This is a genomic window from Sphingomonas sp. BK036, assembly GCF_004216825.1.
Taxonomy (GTDB): domain Bacteria; phylum Pseudomonadota; class Alphaproteobacteria; order Sphingomonadales; family Sphingomonadaceae; genus Sphingomonas.
Map to the genome: position 1 here is coordinate 706,472 of NZ_SGXR01000004.1, position 19,780 is coordinate 726,251.

At 66.7% G+C, this 19,780-nt stretch carries 15 protein-coding genes; 7 read left to right on the forward strand and 8 right to left on the reverse strand.

Translation table 11 applies throughout. The features are described from left to right. Positions 1–12: 12 nt before the first annotated feature. Positions 13–660: a DUF4893 domain-containing protein gene (locus EV283_RS10345; protein WP_130324957.1), complete on the forward strand. Its 648-nt coding sequence runs from the start codon at positions 13–15 to the stop codon at positions 658–660. Here the strand turns inward: EV283_RS10345 and EV283_RS10350 are convergent. The 3 genes from EV283_RS10350 to EV283_RS19135 all read right to left on the reverse strand — a co-directional run bounded on the left by EV283_RS10350 (position 657) and on the right by EV283_RS19135 (position 2,808). Then, positions 657–1,307 (reverse strand): hypothetical protein, encoded by a 651-nt coding sequence (locus EV283_RS10350; RefSeq protein WP_130324959.1) that lies wholly within the window; start codon positions 1,305–1,307, stop codon positions 657–659. The genes EV283_RS10345 and EV283_RS10350 overlap by 4 nt on opposite strands. A 56-nt stretch (positions 1,308–1,363) precedes the next feature. Beyond that, positions 1,364–2,350 (reverse strand): cation diffusion facilitator family transporter, encoded by a 987-nt coding sequence (locus EV283_RS10355; protein WP_130324961.1) that lies wholly within the window; start codon positions 2,348–2,350, stop codon positions 1,364–1,366. A gap of 293 nt (positions 2,351–2,643) precedes the next feature. Next, a complete protein-coding gene (locus EV283_RS19135; RefSeq protein ID WP_165391741.1) occupies positions 2,644–2,808 on the reverse strand; it encodes a hypothetical protein in 165 nt (54 codons plus the stop codon). A 244-nt stretch (positions 2,809–3,052) separates the two neighbouring features. Between EV283_RS19135 and EV283_RS10360 the strand changes: the two genes are divergently transcribed. The 3 genes from EV283_RS10360 to EV283_RS10365 all read left to right on the forward strand — a co-directional run bounded on the left by EV283_RS10360 (position 3,053) and on the right by EV283_RS10365 (position 6,123). Beyond that, a complete protein-coding gene (locus EV283_RS10360; protein WP_130324963.1) occupies positions 3,053–4,435 on the forward strand; it encodes a helix-turn-helix transcriptional regulator in 1,383 nt (460 codons plus the stop codon). Positions 4,436–4,535: 100 nt separating this feature from the next. Next, positions 4,536–4,697 carry a hypothetical protein gene (locus tag EV283_RS19140; RefSeq protein ID WP_165391742.1) on the forward strand — a complete coding sequence of 54 codons (162 nt, stop codon included), beginning with the start codon at positions 4,536–4,538 and terminating at the stop codon, positions 4,695–4,697. Positions 4,698–4,857: 160 nt separating this feature from the next. Then, the gene (locus EV283_RS10365; RefSeq protein WP_130324965.1) at positions 4,858–6,123 is read left to right on the forward strand and encodes an FAD-dependent oxidoreductase; all 1,266 of its coding nucleotides are present in this window, start codon (positions 4,858–4,860) and stop codon (positions 6,121–6,123) included. A gap of 9 nt (positions 6,124–6,132) precedes the next feature. Here the strand turns inward: EV283_RS10365 and EV283_RS10370 are convergent, their stop codons facing one another. The 3 genes from EV283_RS10370 to EV283_RS10380 all read right to left on the reverse strand — a co-directional run bounded on the left by EV283_RS10370 (position 6,133) and on the right by EV283_RS10380 (position 11,769). Continuing rightward, positions 6,133–7,578, reverse strand: a complete 1,446-nt coding sequence (locus EV283_RS10370) for a glucoamylase family protein (protein ID WP_130324967.1) — start codon at positions 7,576–7,578, stop codon at positions 6,133–6,135. Between the two features lie 67 nt (positions 7,579–7,645). Continuing rightward, entirely contained in the window at positions 7,646–10,702 is a 3,057-nt protein-coding gene (locus EV283_RS10375) for a TonB-dependent receptor (RefSeq protein WP_242615892.1), read from the reverse strand. Next, complete coding sequence (locus tag EV283_RS10380; protein WP_130324969.1) at positions 10,699–11,769, reverse strand: LacI family DNA-binding transcriptional regulator; 1,071 nt, start codon at positions 11,767–11,769, stop codon at positions 10,699–10,701. Before EV283_RS10380 ends, EV283_RS10375 begins: the two co-directional genes overlap by 4 nt. A gap of 200 nt (positions 11,770–11,969) precedes the next feature. Between EV283_RS10380 and EV283_RS10385 the strand changes: the two genes are divergently transcribed. Continuing rightward, a complete protein-coding gene (locus EV283_RS10385; RefSeq protein WP_130325130.1) occupies positions 11,970–14,234 on the forward strand; it encodes a glycoside hydrolase family 3 N-terminal domain-containing protein in 2,265 nt (754 codons plus the stop codon). Here the strand turns inward: EV283_RS10385 and EV283_RS10390 are convergent. Beyond that, complete coding sequence (locus EV283_RS10390) at positions 14,221–15,549, reverse strand: MFS transporter (protein WP_130324971.1); 1,329 nt, start codon at positions 15,547–15,549, stop codon at positions 14,221–14,223. The genes EV283_RS10385 and EV283_RS10390 overlap by 14 nt on opposite strands. Before the next feature lie 143 nt (positions 15,550–15,692). Here EV283_RS10390 and EV283_RS10395 point away from each other — a divergent pair, with 143 nt between their 5' ends. Then, on the forward strand, positions 15,693–16,172 hold the full coding sequence (locus EV283_RS10395) for a DUF3617 family protein (RefSeq protein WP_165391743.1): 480 nt from the start codon (positions 15,693–15,695) through the stop codon (positions 16,170–16,172). Between the two features lie 142 nt (positions 16,173–16,314). Further along, positions 16,315–17,232: a crotonase/enoyl-CoA hydratase family protein gene (locus EV283_RS10400; protein WP_130324975.1), complete on the forward strand. Its 918-nt coding sequence runs from the start codon at positions 16,315–16,317 to the stop codon at positions 17,230–17,232. A gap of 9 nt (positions 17,233–17,241) precedes the next feature. Here the strand turns inward: EV283_RS10400 and EV283_RS10405 are convergent, their stop codons facing one another. After that, positions 17,242–19,140 carry an EAL domain-containing protein gene (locus tag EV283_RS10405; RefSeq protein ID WP_165391744.1) on the reverse strand — a complete coding sequence of 633 codons (1,899 nt, stop codon included), beginning with the start codon at positions 19,138–19,140 and terminating at the stop codon, positions 17,242–17,244. Between the last annotated feature and the right edge of the window lie 640 nt (positions 19,141–19,780).

Consider the following 19,780-nt stretch of genomic DNA (forward strand, 5'->3'; position numbering starts at 1 on the left):
GGATCAGCGACGATGCGGACCTGGCTGAAGACTGCCGCGGGCAAGACGCTCGTGACGTACGGATCGATCGTCGTCGCCATCGGGTCGGTAGGGGTCGCGCCTGCTTCCGCCCGCGATAGTCGCGACCGTGACATGAACTGGCGCCGCGCCGCGACCGAGGCGGATCGTGGCCGGCTGCGCGGCTGGCGTGCGGCGTGGGTCGCGGCGTTGCCGCAGGTCGATCCGCGCGAGATCGCGCGCGATCCCGTGCTGTTCAACCCCGATCGCTCGCTCGTCGATCCGTTGCCGCCGGAGGGTGCCTATCGGTGCCGGACGTTCAAGCTGGGCGCTCGCTCGGGGATCGGCCCGACCTTCATGGCGTCAGGCTGGTTCGCCTGCCGGATCGGTACGGCGCAAGGCGAGTCGGTGGTCAGCCTGACCAAGCTCGACGGGTCGCAGCGTCCGGTCGGCACGATCTATCCCGATACCGATGCACGCGCGATCTTCCTCGGGACGATGCAGCTCGGCGATGAAAAGCGGCCGATGTCGTATGGCCGCGATGCGAACCGCGACATGGCAGGGCTGATCGAGCGGATCGCCGAGCGGCGCTGGCGAGTCGTGCTACCCTATCCGCGCTTCGAATCGGTGCTCGACGTGGTCGAGCTCGTCCCCGCGGATTAGCGCGCGGTGACCGGCACTGGCGGCGTGGCGGTGGTCGCCACGATGCCGGGTACGGTCGACGGGGCCTGCGCCGCGATCGCCGGTGCGACGGGCCCCAGGCTTGCGAGATAGGCCTTGCCGTGCATCTCGACGGGCGTGACCCGCCCGGCATTGTCGGCAAGGACCGCCTTCAGATAGGATCGCGGCTTCTTCATCAGCTTGGGCTGATCGAGCGCGGTCAAGCCGACCAGCCGCGCCGCCTCCTTGACGAAATGCACGCAATTATGGTCGCCGAGCCGATAGACGCTGTCGGGTTTCCCCTCGCTCCACGCATCGACGAGCTGCAGCACCGCAGTATATTGCGCGTCGGTCATCACGACCGAGAACTGCGCGTCGCTGCCCGCGATGTACGTCGGCCGGGCGATGTCGAGCTTCCCCGCGACCGGGCCCATCAGCAGAGCGGGCGAGACCGACTTCGCGGTGAAACCGAAATTCGCGTCGACCGGTGCGCCGCCTGCATCGGGCACGCCGCGCAACGTGAAGAATGCGTGCGGGAAGCTGTTGCCGAGCTCATGGCTCCAGAAGGTGATCGTCACCGCCGCCTGCGCGGGCAGCGCGTATCCGACGCAAAGGCAGAGCAGGGCGATCAGGCGTAGGAGCGGTTTCATGCGCGGATGCTATCGCCGAATCTTCAATCTTGCCAGTGGGATGCGTCTGATTTGGATCAGCTTGACGTGGTAGTTTTGCCGGCAGCGGGCGTCGCCGTCGTGACCGGGGCGAGCGTCGCGTTTTCGCGCTTTTCGGGGCGGATATAGATGGACGACAGCGTCGGCACTGCGGCGCGGAGTTCGTCCTCCATCGTCTCGATCATCGTCTCGCCATTGCCCATCGTCACCGCATCGTCGAAATCCGCGCTGATCGCGGCGAAGATGCTGTCGGGCGCGGTATGGATCGTGCGGACATGATTGACCGAGATGATCGCCGGGTGCGCAGCGACGATCCGGCGGATCGTGGCGATGATCGCGGGATCCGCGCGCTCGCCGATCAGCAAGCCCTTCGATTCACGGGCCAGCAGCACCGCGACGAGCGCAAGGATCACGCCGATCGCGATCGAGGCGGCGCCGTCGATCCGCGGATCGTTGAACGCGTGGCTCGCCCAGATGCCGATCCCGGCGATCACCAGCCCTGCCAGCGCCGCGGAGTCCTCGAACAGCACGATGAAGCCCGCGGGATCCTTCGACCGGTGGATCGCGTCCCACCAGCCCATGTCGCCCTTGGCCTTCGCAAATTCGCGGACCGCGATCGTCCAGCTGCTGCCCTCGAGCGCGAACGAGATCGCCAGCACGACATAGTTGATCGTTGGGCTGGTCAGTGGTTCGGGCTCCTGAATGTGCCGCCACCCCTCGAAGATCGAGACGCCCGCGCCGATCGCGAAGATCAGGATCGCGACGACGAACGCCCAGAAATACAGCTCGCGGCCATAGCCGAACGGGTGCGCCTCGTCCGCGGGGCGCTTGGCCTTTTTCTGACCGTAGAGCAGCAGCACCTGGTTGCCGCTGTCGACCACCGAGTGGAATCCTTCGGTGAGCATCGACGACGATCCGGTCAGCCCGGCGGCGACGAATTTCGCCACGCCGATCCCCAGATTGGCGGCGAGGGCGCCGTACAGGACGATGTCGTCCTTGATGCGAGCGGTCAGTGTCTTGGCCATCGCGCCGTCCTACACGAGAGGGCCCGGTTGGAAAGGGGCGGCTTCGTAACGGGTTGGGGTATGTGGTCGGGCGCGAAGATCACGATCACTCTGGTCGATCGCCACCCCACTCCGTCATCCTGACGAAAGTCAGGATCCAGAGTAACAGGTGCGGATCTTGTTTGGCTCTGGATCCTGACTTTCGTCAGTATGACGGAATGCGTTTCGGCTCGCCCCGCCAGAAACCGGGAAAGCCCGCCGGTGGACGAACCACCGGCGGACCTCTTTCCTCCCCAGGAAACGGTGTGGAACGGTTAGCCAACCCGGCCGAGGCGGTGGTACAGCGCACTCATCCGCATCAGCCGGGCGTCGTCGATCGAGGTCTTGCTGATCATCTCGCCGAGCACTTCCTTCATCAGCGCAAAATCGTTGGTCGAGAAGACGGCGCGGGCGCGGGGTTGTTCGGTGGTCGTCTGCATGGCTTGCCTCCTTCGATGTAGGGCCGGTGGATCGGCAGGGCTCGCGCGGTTGCCTCCAAGGCACCGGCAAGATCACTTCGTCTCTCTCTTTACAGTATCGGTGCGCCGAGAGAGGCGATGCACGATCAATAGCGGGCGATGCCGCCGGGTTGGAAGGCGGCATTGCACCGCGCCAGCGTCGCGCTGTCCACCCTCCTTGTATATCGCGTGTCGAACTGTAAACATCGTGACAGGAGGCTTTGCGATGGCGGAACGGAAATTGCTGGCGGGGCATGCGATCCGGCGGTTGCGGCGCGGGGCAGGGCTCACCCAGGCGGCGATGGCCGACCGGCTCGCGATCAGCCCGAGCTATCTCAACCTCGTCGAGCGCAACCAGCGGCCCGTATCGGCGACGTTGCTCATCAAGCTGGCGGAGAGCTTCGACTTCGATCCGCGCTCGCTGACCGCGGCCGAACCCGGCGGCGGCGCCGACGCGCTACGCCGGCGGCTGGCGGACCCGATGTTCGCGGATCTCGAGATCGACCGCAACGAGGTCGAGGAATGGCTCGCCAGCGCGCCCGGCGGCGCCGCGGCCTTCGCACGCGTGTTCGACCGGATCGATGGCGGCGCGGTGGTCGAGGCGGGCGACGATCCGGTGACTCTCGTCCGCCGCGAGATCGAGCGTTGGCGCAACCATTTCGCCGATCTCGACGCGACGGCCGAGGCGCTGGCGGACGAGTTGCGGCTGGGCGCGGGCGACCTGTACGGCGCGATCGCCGAGCGGCTGCGCGCCAAGCACGGCCTGACGATCCGGGTCCTGCCCGCCGACGTGCTACCCGATATGTTGCGCCGCCTCGATCTGCATGCGCGCCAGTTGCAGCTGAGCGAGATGCTCGACCCCGCGTCGCGGACCTTCGCGGTCGCGTTTCAGCTCGGGCAGATCGAGGCGAAGGCGGAGATCGACGCGCTGGCGAAAGGTGCGGGCTTCACCGATCGCGCCGCCGAACGGCTGTATCGCCGCCACCTGCTCGGCTATTTCGCCGCCGCGCTGATGATGCCCTATGCGCGGTTCCTGCGCGGCTGCGAGACCACCGGCTACGACATCGAGCTGCTGCAACGCCGGTTCGGCGCAGGGTTCGAACAGGTTGCGCACCGGCTGACGACGCTCCAGCGAGTCGGCGCGCGCGGTCTGCCCTTCTTCATGATCCGGATCGACCGCGCGGGGCAGGCGTCGAAGCGCTATCCCGGCGCGAGCGGTGCCGCGCTGGTCGAGGCGGACGGGCGCTGCCCCTTGTGGCGGCTGCATCACGCGTTCGACCGGCCCGGTAGCCTGGTCGTCCAGCTCGTCGAACTCGAGGACGGCGCGCGCTGGCTGACGATGGCGCGCACCGTGACGCCGCAGGGCAGCCGCTACGGCGCGGTCCATGCCGAATTCGCGATCGGCCTGGGCGTCGCGGCGTCGCAGGCGGGCGATCTGGCGGCGGCGAGCGGGTTCGATCTGGCGGGGCGGGCGATGCCGATCGGCCTCGGCTGTCGCGCCTGTTTCCGTAACGATTGCCCACAGCGCTCGATCGCCCCCGCGGGCCGCGCGCTGCTGATCAACGAACGCGAGCGGCGGACCTCGGCGCTGACGTTCGCGGGCGACTGATACCGGGCGGCAGGCCGGCATCGCGCGAAGCATCGGTTGGCGTGGTGCCCCCTTTCCGCTATATCTTCGGCTCGCGATGCAGAAATGGTAAGCAAATAACATGCGCCTGATCAACATAGACTGGACATCGGACTCGGCGATCTTCCTGATCACTATGTTTGTCGTCATCGCGACGACGCTGATCATGCTCGAAAAGCTGTTTCCCAAGAACCGTGACAAGCGTCGACGCGCCGCGCGCCATCTGCATGAGATCATCGACTAGGCGGGATGGTCGGCGTTACCGGTCTTGGCTGGTGGCGGGCGCCGAGGTGCTGCCTGCGTTGACGAGCCTATGGGTTCGCAATAGCCCATGGCGATGATGTTGGTCTTTCTGTCCGCTTTTGAAGGGGCGACGCGACGCGACGCTCTCGCAGGGGTAGCGCATGCCGGAGCCTGATCGGTACGACGTGCTGATCGTCGGTGCGGGCCATGCCGGCGCGCAGGCGGCGATCGCGTTGCGGCAGCGCGGGTTTGAGGGGACGATCGCGCTGCTCGGTGACGAGCCGTCGCTGCCCTATGAGCGCCCGCCCTTGTCGAAGGAGTATCTGGCGGGGGACAAGCCGTTCGAGCGTATCCTGCTGCGCCCGGCTTCGTTCTGGAGCGATCGCCTGATCACGTTGCTGCCGAGGTGCACCGTCGTTGCGGTCAACTCCGAGGCGTACCGAGTGACCACGGCGCAGGGTGGCGACATCGGCTATGGCACGCTGATCTGGGCGACCGGCGGCGTGCCGCGGCGTCTTTCGAGCATGCCGCCTGCGCTCACTGGCGTGCACAGTGTCCGCACGCGCGCCGACGTTGATCGGATGATCGCGGAGATGCCCGCGGTCGATCGGGTCGTCGTGATCGGTGGCGGGTATATCGGGCTCGAGGCGGCGGCCGTGCTCACCAAGCTCGGCAAGCAGGTCACGGTGCTGGAGGCGCAGGACCGCGTGCTGTCGCGCGTCACGGGCGAGGCGCTGTCGCGATTCTACGAAGCGGAGCACCGCGCGCACGGCGTGGAGATCCGGACCGGTGTCGCGGTAGCGGGAGTCGAGGACGCCGCCGGCACGGTCAGCGGCGTCCGTCTCGTCGATGGCGAGGTCTTGGCGTGCCAGATGGTGATCGTCGGGATCGGCATCGTCCCCGCGGTCGCGCCGCTGCGGGCCGCCGGCGCGACGTGCGTCGGTGCCGAACTAGGTGACGGCGTGCGCGTCGATGATCAGTGTCGTACGACGCTGCCCGATGTCTTCGCGATCGGCGATTGCGCCGCACACGCGAATGCGTTTGCGGGAGGGCGCGTGATCCGGCTGGAATCGGTACAGAATGCCAACGACCAGGCGACGATCGTCGCGAAACTGCTCACCGGGACGTCCGAGCCCTATCACGCGGTGCCGTGGTTCTGGTCGAACCAATATGATCTGAAGCTTCAGACCGTCGGGCTATTGTCGGGATATGACCAGACGGTTGTGCGCGGCGATCCGGACAGCCGCAGCTTCTCGGTCGTGTATCTCAAAGAGGGGCGGGTGATCGCGCTGGACTGCGTCAACCGAGTCCGCGATTACGTGCAGGGCCGTGCGCTGGTCGCCGGATCGGTCGTGGTCGCGCCCGCGCTGCTCGCGGATCTGTCGATCGACCTCAAGACGCTCGGCGCTCCCGCGGTCGAACGCTGACGTCAGTGCTCAGGCCAGCCAGCCCCCCGTGAACCCCGCGCGTTGAAGCCCGCGGCGGATATGCGGGTTGCGCTGCATCGTCGACCAGACGAGTCCGGTCCGCCAATTCTCCATCATGACGACGATCGCGCCCTGGTCGATCCCCAGATAATCGGTGTCGACCCAGCCCAGGCGGGGGTCGACGCTGCCATGCTTCAGCGGCGCGGAGGCGGTCGTCAGCGTCGGGTTGAACGAGTCGAGAAAGCCGTATTTGCCGTAGATCTGTGCGCCGTACTGGCTGTGCATCGTCTCGATCGCGCGCCGCGCCAGCTCGGGCTCGAACGCGATCGAGGCGGCCGCCGCGGTCGGCGCCAGCGTGCCGTCGTCGCGGTCGTCAGGCCCGCGCGCGGAATAGCTGAAGAACTCGCGCTTGCGGCCGCCGATATCGGTGGTGAAGTCGCCCGGGCCGTCGCAGGCGGTCAGGCCCCAGACGTCGGGGCCATAGCCCGTCCACCCGCCCGGATTGGCGATCGCATAGGCCCGCTGCGCGCGCACCGCGCGGCGGCTGTTCTCGAAATAATCGATGCCCTTCTTCGTCATGTAACGATCGCGGATGCCGCGGAAATCGATCCAGCAATGGCTGTATTGATGCACGAACAACGGCGCGAAATGGACGTGCGGCTCGCCCCATTTATCGGTCCACTGCTGGTCGAAGCGATCGGTCCACGCGTCCCAGGTTTCCGCGGGCAACGCATGCGTCGGCGATCCCAGCGCCAGCACGTAGAGCAGCAGAGCCTCGTTATAGATGTTCCAGTCGTGCGGGATGAACCCGCTTTCCGGGTGCCACCCCATCGACAGGAATGGCGGCCGCGGCATGATCCAGCTCCAGTCGATCGCCGCATAAAGCTGGTCCGCCAGCGTGCGGATCCGAAGCTCGCCCGGGTGATCCGAATCGAACCAGCTCTGCGCGAACAGCACGCCGCCGATCAGCAGCGCGGTGTCGATCGTCGACAGTTCCGCGCGCGCGAACCGGTGCCCCTTGGTCGTGCCGAGGAAATGGTAGAACAGCCCCTTATAGCCGCTGTCGTCGCTCTTGCTGTCGCCCTGCGGCGCGGCGGCGAAGAATTCGAGCGTGGCGAGCGTCCGCGTGCGCGCCTCGTCGCGCGTGATCCAGCCATTGACCACGCCGATCGGATAGGCGGTCAGCGCAAACCCGACCGAGGCGATCGACGCGAAGGACGGCGTCGGCCAGCGATCCGGGGCAAGCCCGGTCGCGGGGTCGGTCGTCTCCCAGAAGAAACGGAAACTGCGCTGGTGAAGATCGGCGAGCAGCGCGGTCGGCAGCGCGGTGCCGCTGCTGGTCCCGGTACTGCCGGTCGGGCCGCCGAGCCGAATGGGGGAAGGCATGGCACAACCGGCCATGAGTCCCGCAAGGCCCAGCGTCGTGTGGCCCAGCAACTGCCTGCGATCGATCATGACGTCCTTTGGTTACTGATACGCGAGAGGACGCGGGACGCAGCCGGGGCTGCGTCCCGCCAACATGCTAGAACGAGAAGCCCGCCGACAGCTTGATCGTGCGCGGCGCGTTGCCGCCCGTGCTGTAGGTCGATCGCTGTCCGTAATTCGGATCGAGCGGGCTGTTGTTGAAGTCGGTGTAATTGCGGTCGTTCATGACGTTCAGGATGTCGAGCCGCATGCGAACCCGCGTCTGATCGGTGATGAAGCCGAGCGGGACATATTTGGTGAACGCGAAGTCCAGCTGTCGCCGACCCCAGAGGTCGCCGAGGCTATCCGCCTGCCGCCCGACCAGCTCGCGTGAGAACGGATCGGACCGGTCGACGAACGCCTTGAGATAGATGGGCGATTCGATCTGGAACTTGGTCGAGATCGTCACCCCGATCGGCGTGTCGACGCTACCCGCGATCACGAACCGGTGCCGCGGCACGCCCGACGACCGCAACGTCGGATAATCCGAGAGCTGTGCAAAATCGAGCGCATAGGTTTCCCCGAACTGCCGGTTCTCGTCCGCCTGCGTGTAGGTGTAGGTCGCGTCGATGCTCCACGGCGAGGCCGCCGAATAGGTCTTGGTCAGCTTGAAATAGACCGCATCGGAATTGGTCTTCAGGCCATTGGTGCCGAGGATGATCGAGCCATAGCCGTTTGGCGAGTAGGTGAACGGGGATTGCGGAACGTCCGACACGCTGGCGGGATCGTTGAAGAAGAAGCTCCCGTCCGGGCGGCGATTGCCGAGCAGGAATGCGAACCCGTCGTTGCTCGCGATATGCGTGAATCCGACCTCCAGTTCGACCGGCGAGAAGCGCCCGCGCAGCCCGAGGCTGAACTGGTCCGCATAGGGCAGCTTCAGGTCGTTGTTCATCATGACGATGGCACGCCCGCCGCCCGCGGCCGAGCTCGTGAGCTGCTGGCGTCCGGCTTCGGTCAGATAGACCGGGTCCCAGGCGATACAGGTCTGGCTCGGCACGCACGGATTGAGCGAGTCGTTGCCGATGAAGTTGAAGGTGCGCACCTGATACGCGCCCTGGCTGACCTCCTGTTGCAGGAAGTCGAACTGGTTGCGATCATACGACCGGCCATAGCCTCCGAACATCGAGAAGCGCCCGGTATCGTCGAAGCGGTAGGTGAAGCCGAGCCGCGGCTGCCACGCGCCCTTGAACGCCTTCCGGTTCTTGCCGGTCGAGATATAGTCGTTGATGTCGTAATCGGCGCCGACGAGATTGGTATAGTTGGCCGGCGACACCGCGGCGACGATCTCAGGAGACGTCGTATAGTCGAGATAGGCCGGCGTGCGCTCATAGTCCCAGCGCAGGCCGAGATTGAGCGTCAGATGGCTGGTGACGTCCCAATCGTCCTGTGCGTAGAACCCGATCTGGAAATTGTTCGATCGGACGCTTGCACTGCCCGCCGCACCCGGCGCACCGAACTCGAGTTTATAGGGCAGTGCATCGTTGAAGGCGACGCCGGGGATCGCGTTGACGTCATAGGTGTATTGCGGATTGGTCAGGTTCTGCTCGAGCGTGTTGAGCTTGACCCATTTGGCCTTGGCACCGACTTTGAACGTGTGTCCTTGCAGGCCGGTGAAGGTGAAATCGTCCTGGACGGTCCAGCCCTTCTGGCCCTTGGTCTGGAAATTGCCGCCGGCGCCGGCACGGAGCAGGTCGATGCGCTGCGTGCCCGTGCCGATCCGCTGCGTCGCCTGGTAGAACTGCGTGAGGCCATCGGTCGAAGGCCTTGGCGAGAAGACCACGTCCTCGTACGATACACGCGCGTCGTTGATCCACTTGTCACCGGTATGCTGCCAGCGGAGCAGGCCGCGCTTGTCGACGACCTTGTTCAAAGTCGATGTGCTGGCGGCATTGATTCCGGTCGCGTTCTGCAGCCCGGATTCGTTGCGATACTTGCCCGACAACTCGATCAGGTCGTTGTCGGTCGGGACGATATCGATTTTCCCGAAGTACAGGTCTTCCTTGAACCGCTGCGCGAACGTGCCGAAATTATCCTGATATTGCTGCGGGATGGATGAGATTGGATAGCCGTTCTCTGGCCGCACGTCGTACGGGCTCGAGATGCGCTTGCCTTCGTAGGTGGCGAAGAAGTGCGCCTTGTCCTTGATGATTGGGCCACCCAGCGCTGCGCCGAACTGCTTGTTGCTGGTCTCGACCTTGGGGATCGTGGTCGGGAAGATCTCGCTCGGGCGACGCTCGCGCAGATCCTGGTTGGTGAAGTCGTAAAAGCCCTCGCCGTGGAACTGGTTGGTGCCCGACTTCGTCACCGCAGTGATCGCGACCGAGCTGACCTGGTCGAACTCCGCCTTGTAGTTCGACGACAGCACCTGATACTCGCCGATGCCGAGCTGTGGGAACGGGTTGCCGGGCGAGGAATCCTGGCCGGTGATGCCGTTCTTGAGGACATAGTCCTTCTGGCTGACGCCATCGATGAAGACGTTGACGGTGCGGCTGTCCTGCCCGCCGCCCTGGATGCGCGATGCACCGCTCGCGTCCTCGATGAAGCGCACGCCCGGTGCCAGATCGGCAAAGGCCAGGAAGTTGCGGTTGTTCTGCGGCAATTGCTCGATGAGCCGCGACGAAATGACGCTACCGACCTGGCCACCGGCGAGCGAGCGGATGCGGTTGCCGGTGACGACGATCTCATCGCCGGCGGGGGCCGCGCCCGTCGCGGGCGCATCGGCATCGGGCGTGGCAGCGGGTTCGGCGCCGGTGGTCGCAGCGGGTGCCGTTGCCGCCGACAGGTCGAGATCGAGCCCGGCGACCTGGCCGACGCGCAGCGTGAACGCGTCCGAATTGCGCGTGCCGTTGCGCTGCTTCATCTCGAGGCGATAGGTGCCCGCGCGTAGCGACGCGAAGTTGTACGCACCGTTCGCCTCTGCGGGCACGGTGCGCCGCAAGCCGGTCGAGATCTCGACCGCCGTCACCTCGACGATCGGATTGTCGGCGGGGGCGGTGATCGTGCCGCGCAGCGACGCCTGGCCGACCTGCGCCACCGCCGGCGTCGGCGCGAACAGCAGCCCGCTCGACAGCGCCGTCATCGAGACGATCGCCGCGCGCAACATCATCCTGGTCATGAATATTCCCCTTTTCCCGATTGTTCGGGTGTGTTGTTGTGGACGTTGGAAAGACTGTGGCCGGGTGCGGGATCGGTGCGCGCTGGGCCGGTGGACTCGCGCACCATCACGACCGGGACGCGCTGCTCGATGCCGCCATCGTCCTCACCCGCGATCGCCTTCACCAGCCGCGCGACCGCGCTGGCGCCGAAGCTGGCAATGTCGATGCTGGCCGATGTCAGTGACGGCGAGATGAGCCGGGTCAGCGGAATATCGTCGAAGCCCGCGATCGCGATCCGGTCTGGCACCACGATTCCCGCGCGCCGCAACGCCATCATCGCGCCGATCGCCATCATGTCGTTCGCGGCGAAGATCGCATCGATATCGGCGCCTTCCGCGATCAACGTCGCGGCGGCGGCGGCGCCCGATGGCTCCCTGAAGTCGCCGGGCAGCACACGAAGCGACAGCCCCGCGCGCGCGCACGCATCCTGCGCGCCGCGCAGTCGCTCGTCGGCATCGATATTGCCCGCCGGCCCGGCGATGTGGACCAGCCGGCGCCGCCCGCTCGCGATCAGGTGATCGACCACCGCCGATGCGCCCGCGACATTGTCGATCCGCAGTTCGGCGCGACCCGGCTGTCCCGGCGCGCAGTTCAGCAGGACCGCGGGCATGTCGCGCGGCAGATGCGCGAGCAACTCGTCCGCCGAGACCTGGGGCGCCATCACGACCAGTCCGTCGACGCGGCCACGCATCGCATGCAGTGCCGCGACGCCGCGTTGCGCATCGCCGTGCATCACCATCATCATGCAATACAGGCCGCGCTCGGACGCCTCGCGGTCCATGCCGCGCAGCAATTCGGAGAAGAACTCGCCGTGCAAATCTGGGACGACGACGCCGATCATCCCCGACCGCGCCGAACTCAGGTGGCGCGCGCCGGCATGGGGGACGTAGCCGAGCCGCGCGGCGATGCTCTCGATGTGCGCGCGTAGTTCGGGACGGACGTTGCTGTGCCCGTTCATCGCGCGCGACACGGTCGCCACCGACACCGCGGCTTCGCGAGCGATATCACGGATCGTGGCGTGCGGCATGAAGCGTCAGGGTCCCCTCTGGCACCGGTGTTGCTCACTGCGACCGGCATCTTATTCTTGATGTAACCGGTTACATGATCCAGAAGCGGTGATCAAGAACCTTGCGACGACCGTCCTTTCGGGGGATCGCTACAGGCATGGACAAGGGTGAGCGGATGACGGTGGCAACGAATTCACGGCGGGATATGTCGCGGCGCGCGATGATGATGGGCGCGGCGGCGGTGACTGCCTGGGCGGCCAGTCCCGCGCGCGCGCTGCTCCAGCAGGCGGGCGGCGGGGCGAGTGCGCTGCCCGCGTCGGTCGAGGCGCTGATTGGCCGGATGACGGTGATCGAGAAGGCGGGCCAGCTGACGCTGATGGCAGCGGCCTGGGCAGGGGGGGCAGCGACCTCGCTCAACCCCGCGGGCGGCTCGGCCAGCTTCGATGGTCAGCTCGCCGACGTGCGCGCCGGGCGGCTCGGTGGCGTGTTCAACGGCAATGGCGCGGTCATGGCGCACCGGATGCAGACCAGCGCGATGCGCGAGTCGAGGCTCAAGATTCCGCTGCTGTTCGCCGCCGACGTCATCCACGGCCTGCGCACCGTCTTTCCGGTGCCGCTCGCCGAGGCGGCGAGCTTCGATCCCGAGCTGGCCCGGCGCACCGCGCGGGCGGCGGGGGCAGAGGCGGCGGCGTCGGGGATCGACTGGACCTTCGCGCCGATGGTCGACATCGCGCGCGATGCGCGCTGGGGCCGCGGCGTCGAGGGCGCGGGCGAGGACGTGCTGCTCGGCAGGATGATGGCCGACGCGCGAGTCCGCGGGTTCCAGGGCGAGCGCGGCCTCGCGGCGCCCGACGCGGTCGCGTCCTGCGCCAAGCATTTCGCCGCCTACGGAGCGGCCGAGGCGGGGCTCGACTATAATTCGGTCGACATTTCGGAGCGCACGCTGCGCGAGACCTATTTCCCGGCATTCCAGTCCGCATTCGCGGCGGGATCGCCGACCGTGATGGCGTCGTTCAACGAGATCAACGGCGTCCCCGCCACCGCCAATCCCTGGCTGCTGACCGATGTCCTGCGTCGCGAATGGGGGTTCGGCGGGCTGGTCGTGTCCGATTACACCGGCGACGAGGAACTGATCGCGCACGGGTTCGCCGCCGACGCCCGCGAGGCCACGAAGCTGGCCTTCATGGCCGGCGTCGACATGAGCATGCAGAGCGGCTTCTACCTCAAACACCTGCCCGACCTGGTCGAGTCGGGGGACGTGCCGATGGCGCGGCTCGACGAAGCGGTCCGCCGCGTGCTCGCGCTGAAAGTCCAGCTCGGGCTGTTCGACGATCCGTTCCGCCGGATCGATCCGCGCCGTGAGAAGACGCGCATCCGCACGCGCGAGAGCCTGTCGCTCGCACGGGAGGCGGGCGCGAAATCGATCGTGATGCTCAAGAACGACGGCGGCCTCCTGCCTCTGCCGCGCCAGGGCAAGCGGATCGCGCTGATCGGCCCGTTCGCCGCGGGGCAGCATGACCTGATCGGTCCGTGGAACGTCTATGGCACCGATGCCGAGGCGGTCGACCTTGCGACCGGCGTGCGCGCGACCGTCGCCGATCCGTCGCTGGTCAGCGTCTCGCCCGGCTCGGGCATCGACGAACCGCTGGCCGGCGGCATCCCTGCCGCGGTCGCCGCCGCGCGCGCGGCCGACATCGTCGTGCTCGCGATCGGCGAGAGCCAGCGCATGTCGGGCGAGGCGCAGTCGCGCGTCGACATCGTCGTTCCGCCCGCGCAGATGGCGCTGGCCGAGGCGGTCGCCGCGACCGGCACGCCGATCGTCGTCCTGCTCCGCACCGGCCGCGCGCTCGCCCTGCAAGGGGCCGTGCTCGACGTCCCCGCGATCCTCGTCACCTGGTTCCTCGGATCGCAGGACGGGCCCGCGATCGCCGACGTGCTGTTCGGCAAGACAGGCCCCTCGGCACGCCTGCCGGTCTCGTTCCTGCATGCGACCGGGCAGGCGCCCTATCATTATGATCACAAGAGCACGGGGCGCCCCAACGCACCGGGCCCGCTCACCGAATACAAGGCGCATTATCGCGAGTTCGCCAACGACGCACTGTTCGCGTTCGGCCACGGCCTGACCTACGGCACGATCGGCTATACCGATCTCGATGTCGGGACCGGACGGATGGCGAGCGACGGCGCGCTCACCGTGCACGCGACGATCGCCAACACCGGCACGCGCCCCGCCGAGGAGGTGGTGCAGCTCTACATCCGCGATCTCGCGGCGAGCATCACCCGCCCGGTGCGCGAACTCAAGGCGTTTCGGAAGATCGCGTTGAAGCCCGGCGAGCGCCAGCGCGTGTCGTTTACGCTCCGCCGCAGCGACCTGCTGTTCGTCGGCCGCGATCTGCGGCCGACCGTGGAGCCGGGCCGGTTCCAAATCTGGATCGCTCCCTCGGCGCAGGCCGAAGGCGTCTCGGGCGCGTTTACGCTCGCCTGAGCCGCCGCAATGTATCGCGGCGAAGCGGGATGGCGATCACCGCCACCAGCATCGCCGCGATCAGCACCGCAGGGCTGGCCAGCATCAGCCACCGTATCGCGCGTAGGCTGGTCGCGCCCTGCAACGCGCCCGCGACGAACCCGCTCGCCTGGTAGATCGCGCCGATCGCAAACCCAGCGCCGGCCAGCGCGATCTTCTGCACCAGTGCGAAGGTGCCGAACGCGAGCGCCTCGACGCGCTTGCCGGTCCGCGCTTCGTCCCAGTCGACCGCGTCGGGCAGCAATGTCCACGCGGCGAGCGCGAACCCGACGAACGCCGCCTGCATCGCGAGCAGGAACGCGGCCGTTCCCGCGCTGCCGGGATCGCGGACCAGCGCGAAGACGCCGGGCACCGCCAGCGCCAGCGCCCCCGCGCCGATCCACGCCGCCCGCGCGCCCCGCGCGCGAGCAAGCGCGGTCCAGACCGGCACCGCGACAAGGCTGCCGAGCGCCATCCCGGCCAGCGCGCGCGGTCCGCCGGGAGTATCGAGCAGCACGTACCGGAAATAATAGAGCACCGACTGCGTCGTCAGCGCGGTCGCGGCGCCACCCAGTGCCGCCGCAACGTTGAGCGCGACGAACGCCCGGTTGCGCGCGAGCGTCACGAGGCCGGCGAAGATCGCAGGAGCCTCGATGCGCGGGGCAGGGAGGCTCGGTTCGGGGACGCGCCACGCCATGATCGCGAGCAGCGGCACGCCAAGTACGGCGAGCAGCGCGCTGGCCGCGCCATAGCTCCCCGTCGTCTCCGCCAGCTCCGGCAGTGCCAGCGCCACCAGCGCCGCGGCGGCCGATCCGAACCCCATGCGAAGCCCGGCCACCAGCGACCGGTCCCGGCTCGTCTGCGCCACGCGCGTCGTCCACGCCGCATAGGGAATGTTGGTGAACGCATAGAGCGTCCGGAACAGGATCTGCGTGGCGAGCGCCCAGATTGCCGCACCCGCGGGCACGGCGAACATTGCGGCGAATGCAAGCCCCAGCGGCAGCGCGCCCCATCCGACCATCCGCCGATACGACAGCCGCATCCGCTCCGCGGCCGCACCCGCAAGAAAGTCGGCGGCACCGTCCCAGATCGCACCGATCATGAAGATCAGCCCGGCAGTGGCGGGCGGCAGCGCGAGCGCATTCATGTAGAAGAAGAGCAGATAAAGGCTGATCGCCTGCCAGTAGAGATTGAACGCGAAGTCCCCGGCGCTGAACAGAACCAGAGTCGCGCGGGCGGGAGGCTGGACCTGGTTCAGCGGGGCAGGCGCTTCGGGCGGCTCGTCACGCACGGCCATGTACCGTGAGAGCGGAGGGAGGAGGTGAGGGGCGTCGGGTACTCGGAACCATGGCGCGTTCTCGCGGCTTGTCGCGACCAAGGCAACGATACACCGCGCCACTCGGCGCTGGCGCCCGCAAAGATCGGCGTATAAACAAGCGCATGCCCCGATCCCCCGCGTCCAAATCCCTCGCCCCGTCCTGTGCTGCGGCACTTGGTGTCGCGCTCGTCCTGGTGCCGTGTGCGGCGATGGCGGCGGGGCCGGTGCTGGCCGCCGGACGCTGGGACGTCACCTCCACCGTCACCGACATCGCCGTTCCCGGCGCGCCCGGGTTCATCCTGCGGATGATGCGCGGCAAGTCGAAGGCGGAGCACAAGCGGCTGCCCGCGGCGCAGGGGGTCGAGGCGTTGCTCGTCCCCGATCCGAAGGCAGGATGCCGGGTCGACAGTCAGCGGATTGCCGACGGTCGCTACGCGCAGACGCTCAGCTGTCCGCAGAAGCGCGGTGCGCCGATGCAGATCGTGCGCGCGGGCAGCTATGACGCGACCGGGTTCGTCGGGCAGGCGACCGTTACCGGCACGACACCCAAGGGCGGGATGCGGATCGTGCTGAACCAGCGCGCGGCGCGCATCGGCGACTAGGACTCGGCCAAGGTCGGGCGGAACGAAATCTGCGCGCGGCAAAGTTTTCGCGGAGTCCGTGCATCGCGTGATCGGTCCTGTGTTCAGTTCAAACTAGACTTCGCCCGCAGCACCTTTGCTGCGTGTGCAGAAGGACGTCGTAATGACCCTCGAATACCCCGCCGCCGTGCCGGCCGACCGCCACGAAATCCACAGCGATTCGCCGCCAGCACATCGTGCACCGCCGCGCCGGCCCTTCGAAGCCATCGACCTCGACTCCCAGTTCGATCCCATCACCGACACGCTCTGGACGTATATGCGCCAACGCAGCCGCCCGAGCTTCAACCCGGGGCTGCTCGCCGAATTCCGCCAGTGGCAGGACGATATCGTGACCGCGCAATCGTCGGGATCGATGCCGATCCGGTATGTCGTCCTTGGATCGCGGTTTCCCGGCGTCTTCTCGCTGGGTGGCGATCTGGACCTGTTCGCTGCGCATATCCGCAACGGGGATCGCGACGCGCTGGTCCGCTACGGTCGCGCCTGCGTCGAGATCCTGCATCGCAACATGCGAAGCCTCGACCGGCCGATCATCACGATCGGACTCGTCGAGGGCGATGCGCTCGGCGGCGGCTTCGAAGCGCTGTTGTCGTTCAACGTCGTCATTGCCGAGCGCGGCACGCAATTCGGGCTGCCCGAAACCAATTTCGGGCTGTTCCCCGGGATGGGCGCGCACTGCTTCCTGTCGCGCCGGCTCGGTGCGGCGCGGGCGGAGCACATGATCCTGAGCGGGCGTTCGTACAGCGCCGAAGAGCTGTATGATCTTGGCATCGTCCACGCGCTCGCCCATCCCGGCCAAGGGCGCGCCGAAGTCGAAACGTATATCCGCCAGAACCGGCGCCGTCACAGCGGGCATTGCGCGATCTACGAGGCGTCGCGCTCGGTCAACCCGCTGCCCCTGTCCGAGCTTCAGGCGGTCGTCGACCTGTGGGCTGACGCCGCCTTGCGGCTCAGCGAGGCGGACCTGAAGCTCATGCGCCGGCTGGTCGGCGCACAGACCAAGTTGCTCGACAAGGCGGCCTGATCGCGGCGGTCATGACCGTCCTTGTATCTTGATACCGTCGCCGGCGAGCATGGTCGCGACCATGCTCGCCGGCATCGGCCGTGCGAGGAGATAGCCCTGGACCGCATCGCAGCGAGTCCGCCGCAACTGGTCGAGCTGTGCTTGCGTCTCGATTCCCTCGGCCACCGTTCGCATGCCGAGCTTGGCCGCGAGATCGATGACCGTCTGCACGATCGCCACCGACGCCGGGCTCTGCTCGAGATCGGCGATGAACGACCGGTCGATCTTGAGCGTCTGGAACGGGAATTTGGTCAAATAGCTGAGCGACGAATAGCCGGTGCCGAAATCGTCGAGCGTCGTGCGGACATGGAGGCGGTTGATCGCATCGAGCGCCGCGAGCGATGCCTCGATATCGTCCAGCAGCACCGACTCGGTCACTTCGAGTTCGAGCCGCTCCGCATCCAGCCCGCTCGAGGCCAGCGCGCTCATGATGACCATCGGCAGGTTGGTCGCGCGCAACTGGACCGGCGACAGGTTGACCGCGATCTTCACATCGGCCGGCCAGCTGCTCGCCGTCCGGCAGGCCTCGCGAATGACCCAGCTGCCGATCGGCACGATCAGCCCATTGTCTTCGGCGATCGGAATGAATTCGGCTGGCGAGATCGATCCGTGCCGTCGATTGGTCCAGCGCAGCAGCGCCTCGCACGACAGAATGCGCTGGCCCGCAAGATCGAAGATCGGCTGAAACATCAACTGAAACTCCCCGCGTTCCAACGCCCCCTGAAGTTCGCTGGCAAGATCGCGGCTGCGCTCGACCTTTTCGTCCATCAGGGGTTCGTAGAAGCACATCTGGCCGCGCCCGCTGTCCTTCGCGCGGTACAGCGCGAGGTCGGCATTCTTGAGCAACGTGTCAGCGTCGGTGCCGTCGACGGGCGCGATCGCGATACCCAGCGAGGCACCGACATGCAGCAGCCGTCCGTCATAATGAACCGGCTGCTCGACAAGATCGATGATCTTGCGCCCGATCGAGGCCGCGTCATCGCGGTGCTCGACGTCGCATACGACCGCGAACTCGTCGCCGCCCAGGCGCGCGACGATCCCCGTGCTGCCGAACGCCTCGTTCAGCCGGCGTGCGACTCCGGCCAGCAGCGCATTGCCCGCCAGATGCCCGAACGAGTCGTTGATCTCCTTGAAGCGATCCAGATCGATCCAGTGGATCGTCAGCCAGCGTTCGGCGGTGCACAGCGTGCGCAGCCGCGCCTCGAACTGCTCGCGGAACGCGGTGCGATTGGCGACGCCCGTCAGATCGTCGCGGCGCGCGACCGCGGCATGATATTCAGCCAGCGCCACCTTCTCCCGGGAAACCGTGGTCGCCTGCAGGATCACGCCATAGGTCTGCAGCGTGATGTCCATCATCGCCACGACGAACAGCATGATCACCACGGCGAGCGCGATCTTCAGCGGGTCGAACGACAGGATCAGCCCAAAGGATAACGGAAGCGAGGCGAAGCATAATTGCGACAGTGCGATCCACGGGCGGCCCGCATTGCGCCCCGCGATACCCGCCGCATAGCCGATCGTCGTGGTCACCGCGAGCAGCTGGAGCACGGCTTCGTCGGTATAGACCAGCGCCAGCAGCCCGAACACGCCGAGTAGCGCGGAGTAGGATAGCGCGCCGAACCGGTAGAGCATCTCCTTGTCGGCAAGCTGCGACGCGGTGGCGGCGCCGCGCCGTGCTGATCGCGGCCATATCCCGATCGCATCGCTAACCCGGATGCCGGCGACGATCAGGATCGCCACGGCGCACAGGATCATCGATCGACTGCCACTGACGAGCGCGACCACGCCCATCATTCCGCTTGAGGTGATCGCACCGATCACGAGCGATTGCGGCGACGCGTAGAGCGAGCCGACAAGCGTCTCGCGCACAGAGGCGGCGATAGCGTGATCAGAGTGCCGGAGCTGCGTCAGGCGGGATATCAGACCAGTCATGAACACCGCCATGAACGACACAAGTGTATAAGCAACAAACAAAATCCTGAAAGCTGGTCAAACGGTCGCGATTCCAAACGCTCGGCCCGTAACATCGGTCGCATAACGGCACGAACGCTTTGGCAAGCTGAACGACGGACGCGAACACACGGGTCAGACATGAGATTTGCGTATCGCCGGTCCGCGTTTCCGGGCCGGTGCCTCCACCGCGGACGCCAGGCGTCATACGTCGCGGGCATGAAGGCTATGGCGTCATCTGCTCGATCGGGTCGGTGACCGCTGATCCATCTCCGTGCGCAATGTCCGGGACTGGGCCATTCCAATCGCTTGGCTGACGCCCGCGTGCGTGGGTTTAGGGCACAGAACGCGCGAGCGGCGATAAATTGCCACAAAAATGCAAGAAAGTGTTTGACGGGCATGTGGGTCGGCCGTAGAGGGGTGTCACCGCAGCGGAGTGCCTCACGGGCTTCTGCAGCGGTCGTAAAAAACCAGATGCTGCAAGCTTCCTGCTAGGGAGGTTATGCGAGTGTCGGTATTTTTGTCGGCTCTTTGACATTGTAGGTTTAGATGAAGGGAC

Bases quoted from the DNA above. Each gene is read 5' to 3' on its own strand.
- EV283_RS10345 (WP_130324957.1), top strand. From the start codon at position 13: ATGCGGACCTGGCTGAAGACTGCCGCGGGCAAGACGCTCGTGACGTAC.
- EV283_RS10350 (WP_130324959.1), bottom strand. From the start codon at position 1,307: ATGAAACCGCTCCTACGCCTGATCGCCCTGCTCTGCCTTTGCGTCGGA.
- EV283_RS10355 (WP_130324961.1), bottom strand. From the start codon at position 2,350: ATGGCCAAGACACTGACCGCTCGCATCAAGGACGACATCGTCCTGTAC.
- EV283_RS19135 (WP_165391741.1), bottom strand. From the start codon at position 2,808: ATGCAGACGACCACCGAACAACCCCGCGCCCGCGCCGTCTTCTCGACC.
- EV283_RS10360 (WP_130324963.1), top strand. From the start codon at position 3,053: ATGGCGGAACGGAAATTGCTGGCGGGGCATGCGATCCGGCGGTTGCGG.
- EV283_RS19140 (WP_165391742.1), top strand. From the start codon at position 4,536: ATGCGCCTGATCAACATAGACTGGACATCGGACTCGGCGATCTTCCTG.
- EV283_RS10365 (WP_130324965.1), top strand. From the start codon at position 4,858: ATGCCGGAGCCTGATCGGTACGACGTGCTGATCGTCGGTGCGGGCCAT.
- EV283_RS10370 (WP_130324967.1), bottom strand. From the start codon at position 7,578: ATGATCGATCGCAGGCAGTTGCTGGGCCACACGACGCTGGGCCTTGCG.
- EV283_RS10375 (WP_242615892.1), bottom strand. From the start codon at position 10,702: ATGACCAGGATGATGTTGCGCGCGGCGATCGTCTCGATGACGGCGCTG.
- EV283_RS10380 (WP_130324969.1), bottom strand. From the start codon at position 11,769: ATGCCGCACGCCACGATCCGTGATATCGCTCGCGAAGCCGCGGTGTCG.
- EV283_RS10385 (WP_130325130.1), top strand. From the start codon at position 11,970: ATGATGATGGGCGCGGCGGCGGTGACTGCCTGGGCGGCCAGTCCCGCG.
- EV283_RS10390 (WP_130324971.1), bottom strand. From the start codon at position 15,549: ATGGCCGTGCGTGACGAGCCGCCCGAAGCGCCTGCCCCGCTGAACCAG.
- EV283_RS10395 (WP_165391743.1), top strand. From the start codon at position 15,693: ATGCCCCGATCCCCCGCGTCCAAATCCCTCGCCCCGTCCTGTGCTGCG.
- EV283_RS10400 (WP_130324975.1), top strand. From the start codon at position 16,315: ATGACCCTCGAATACCCCGCCGCCGTGCCGGCCGACCGCCACGAAATC.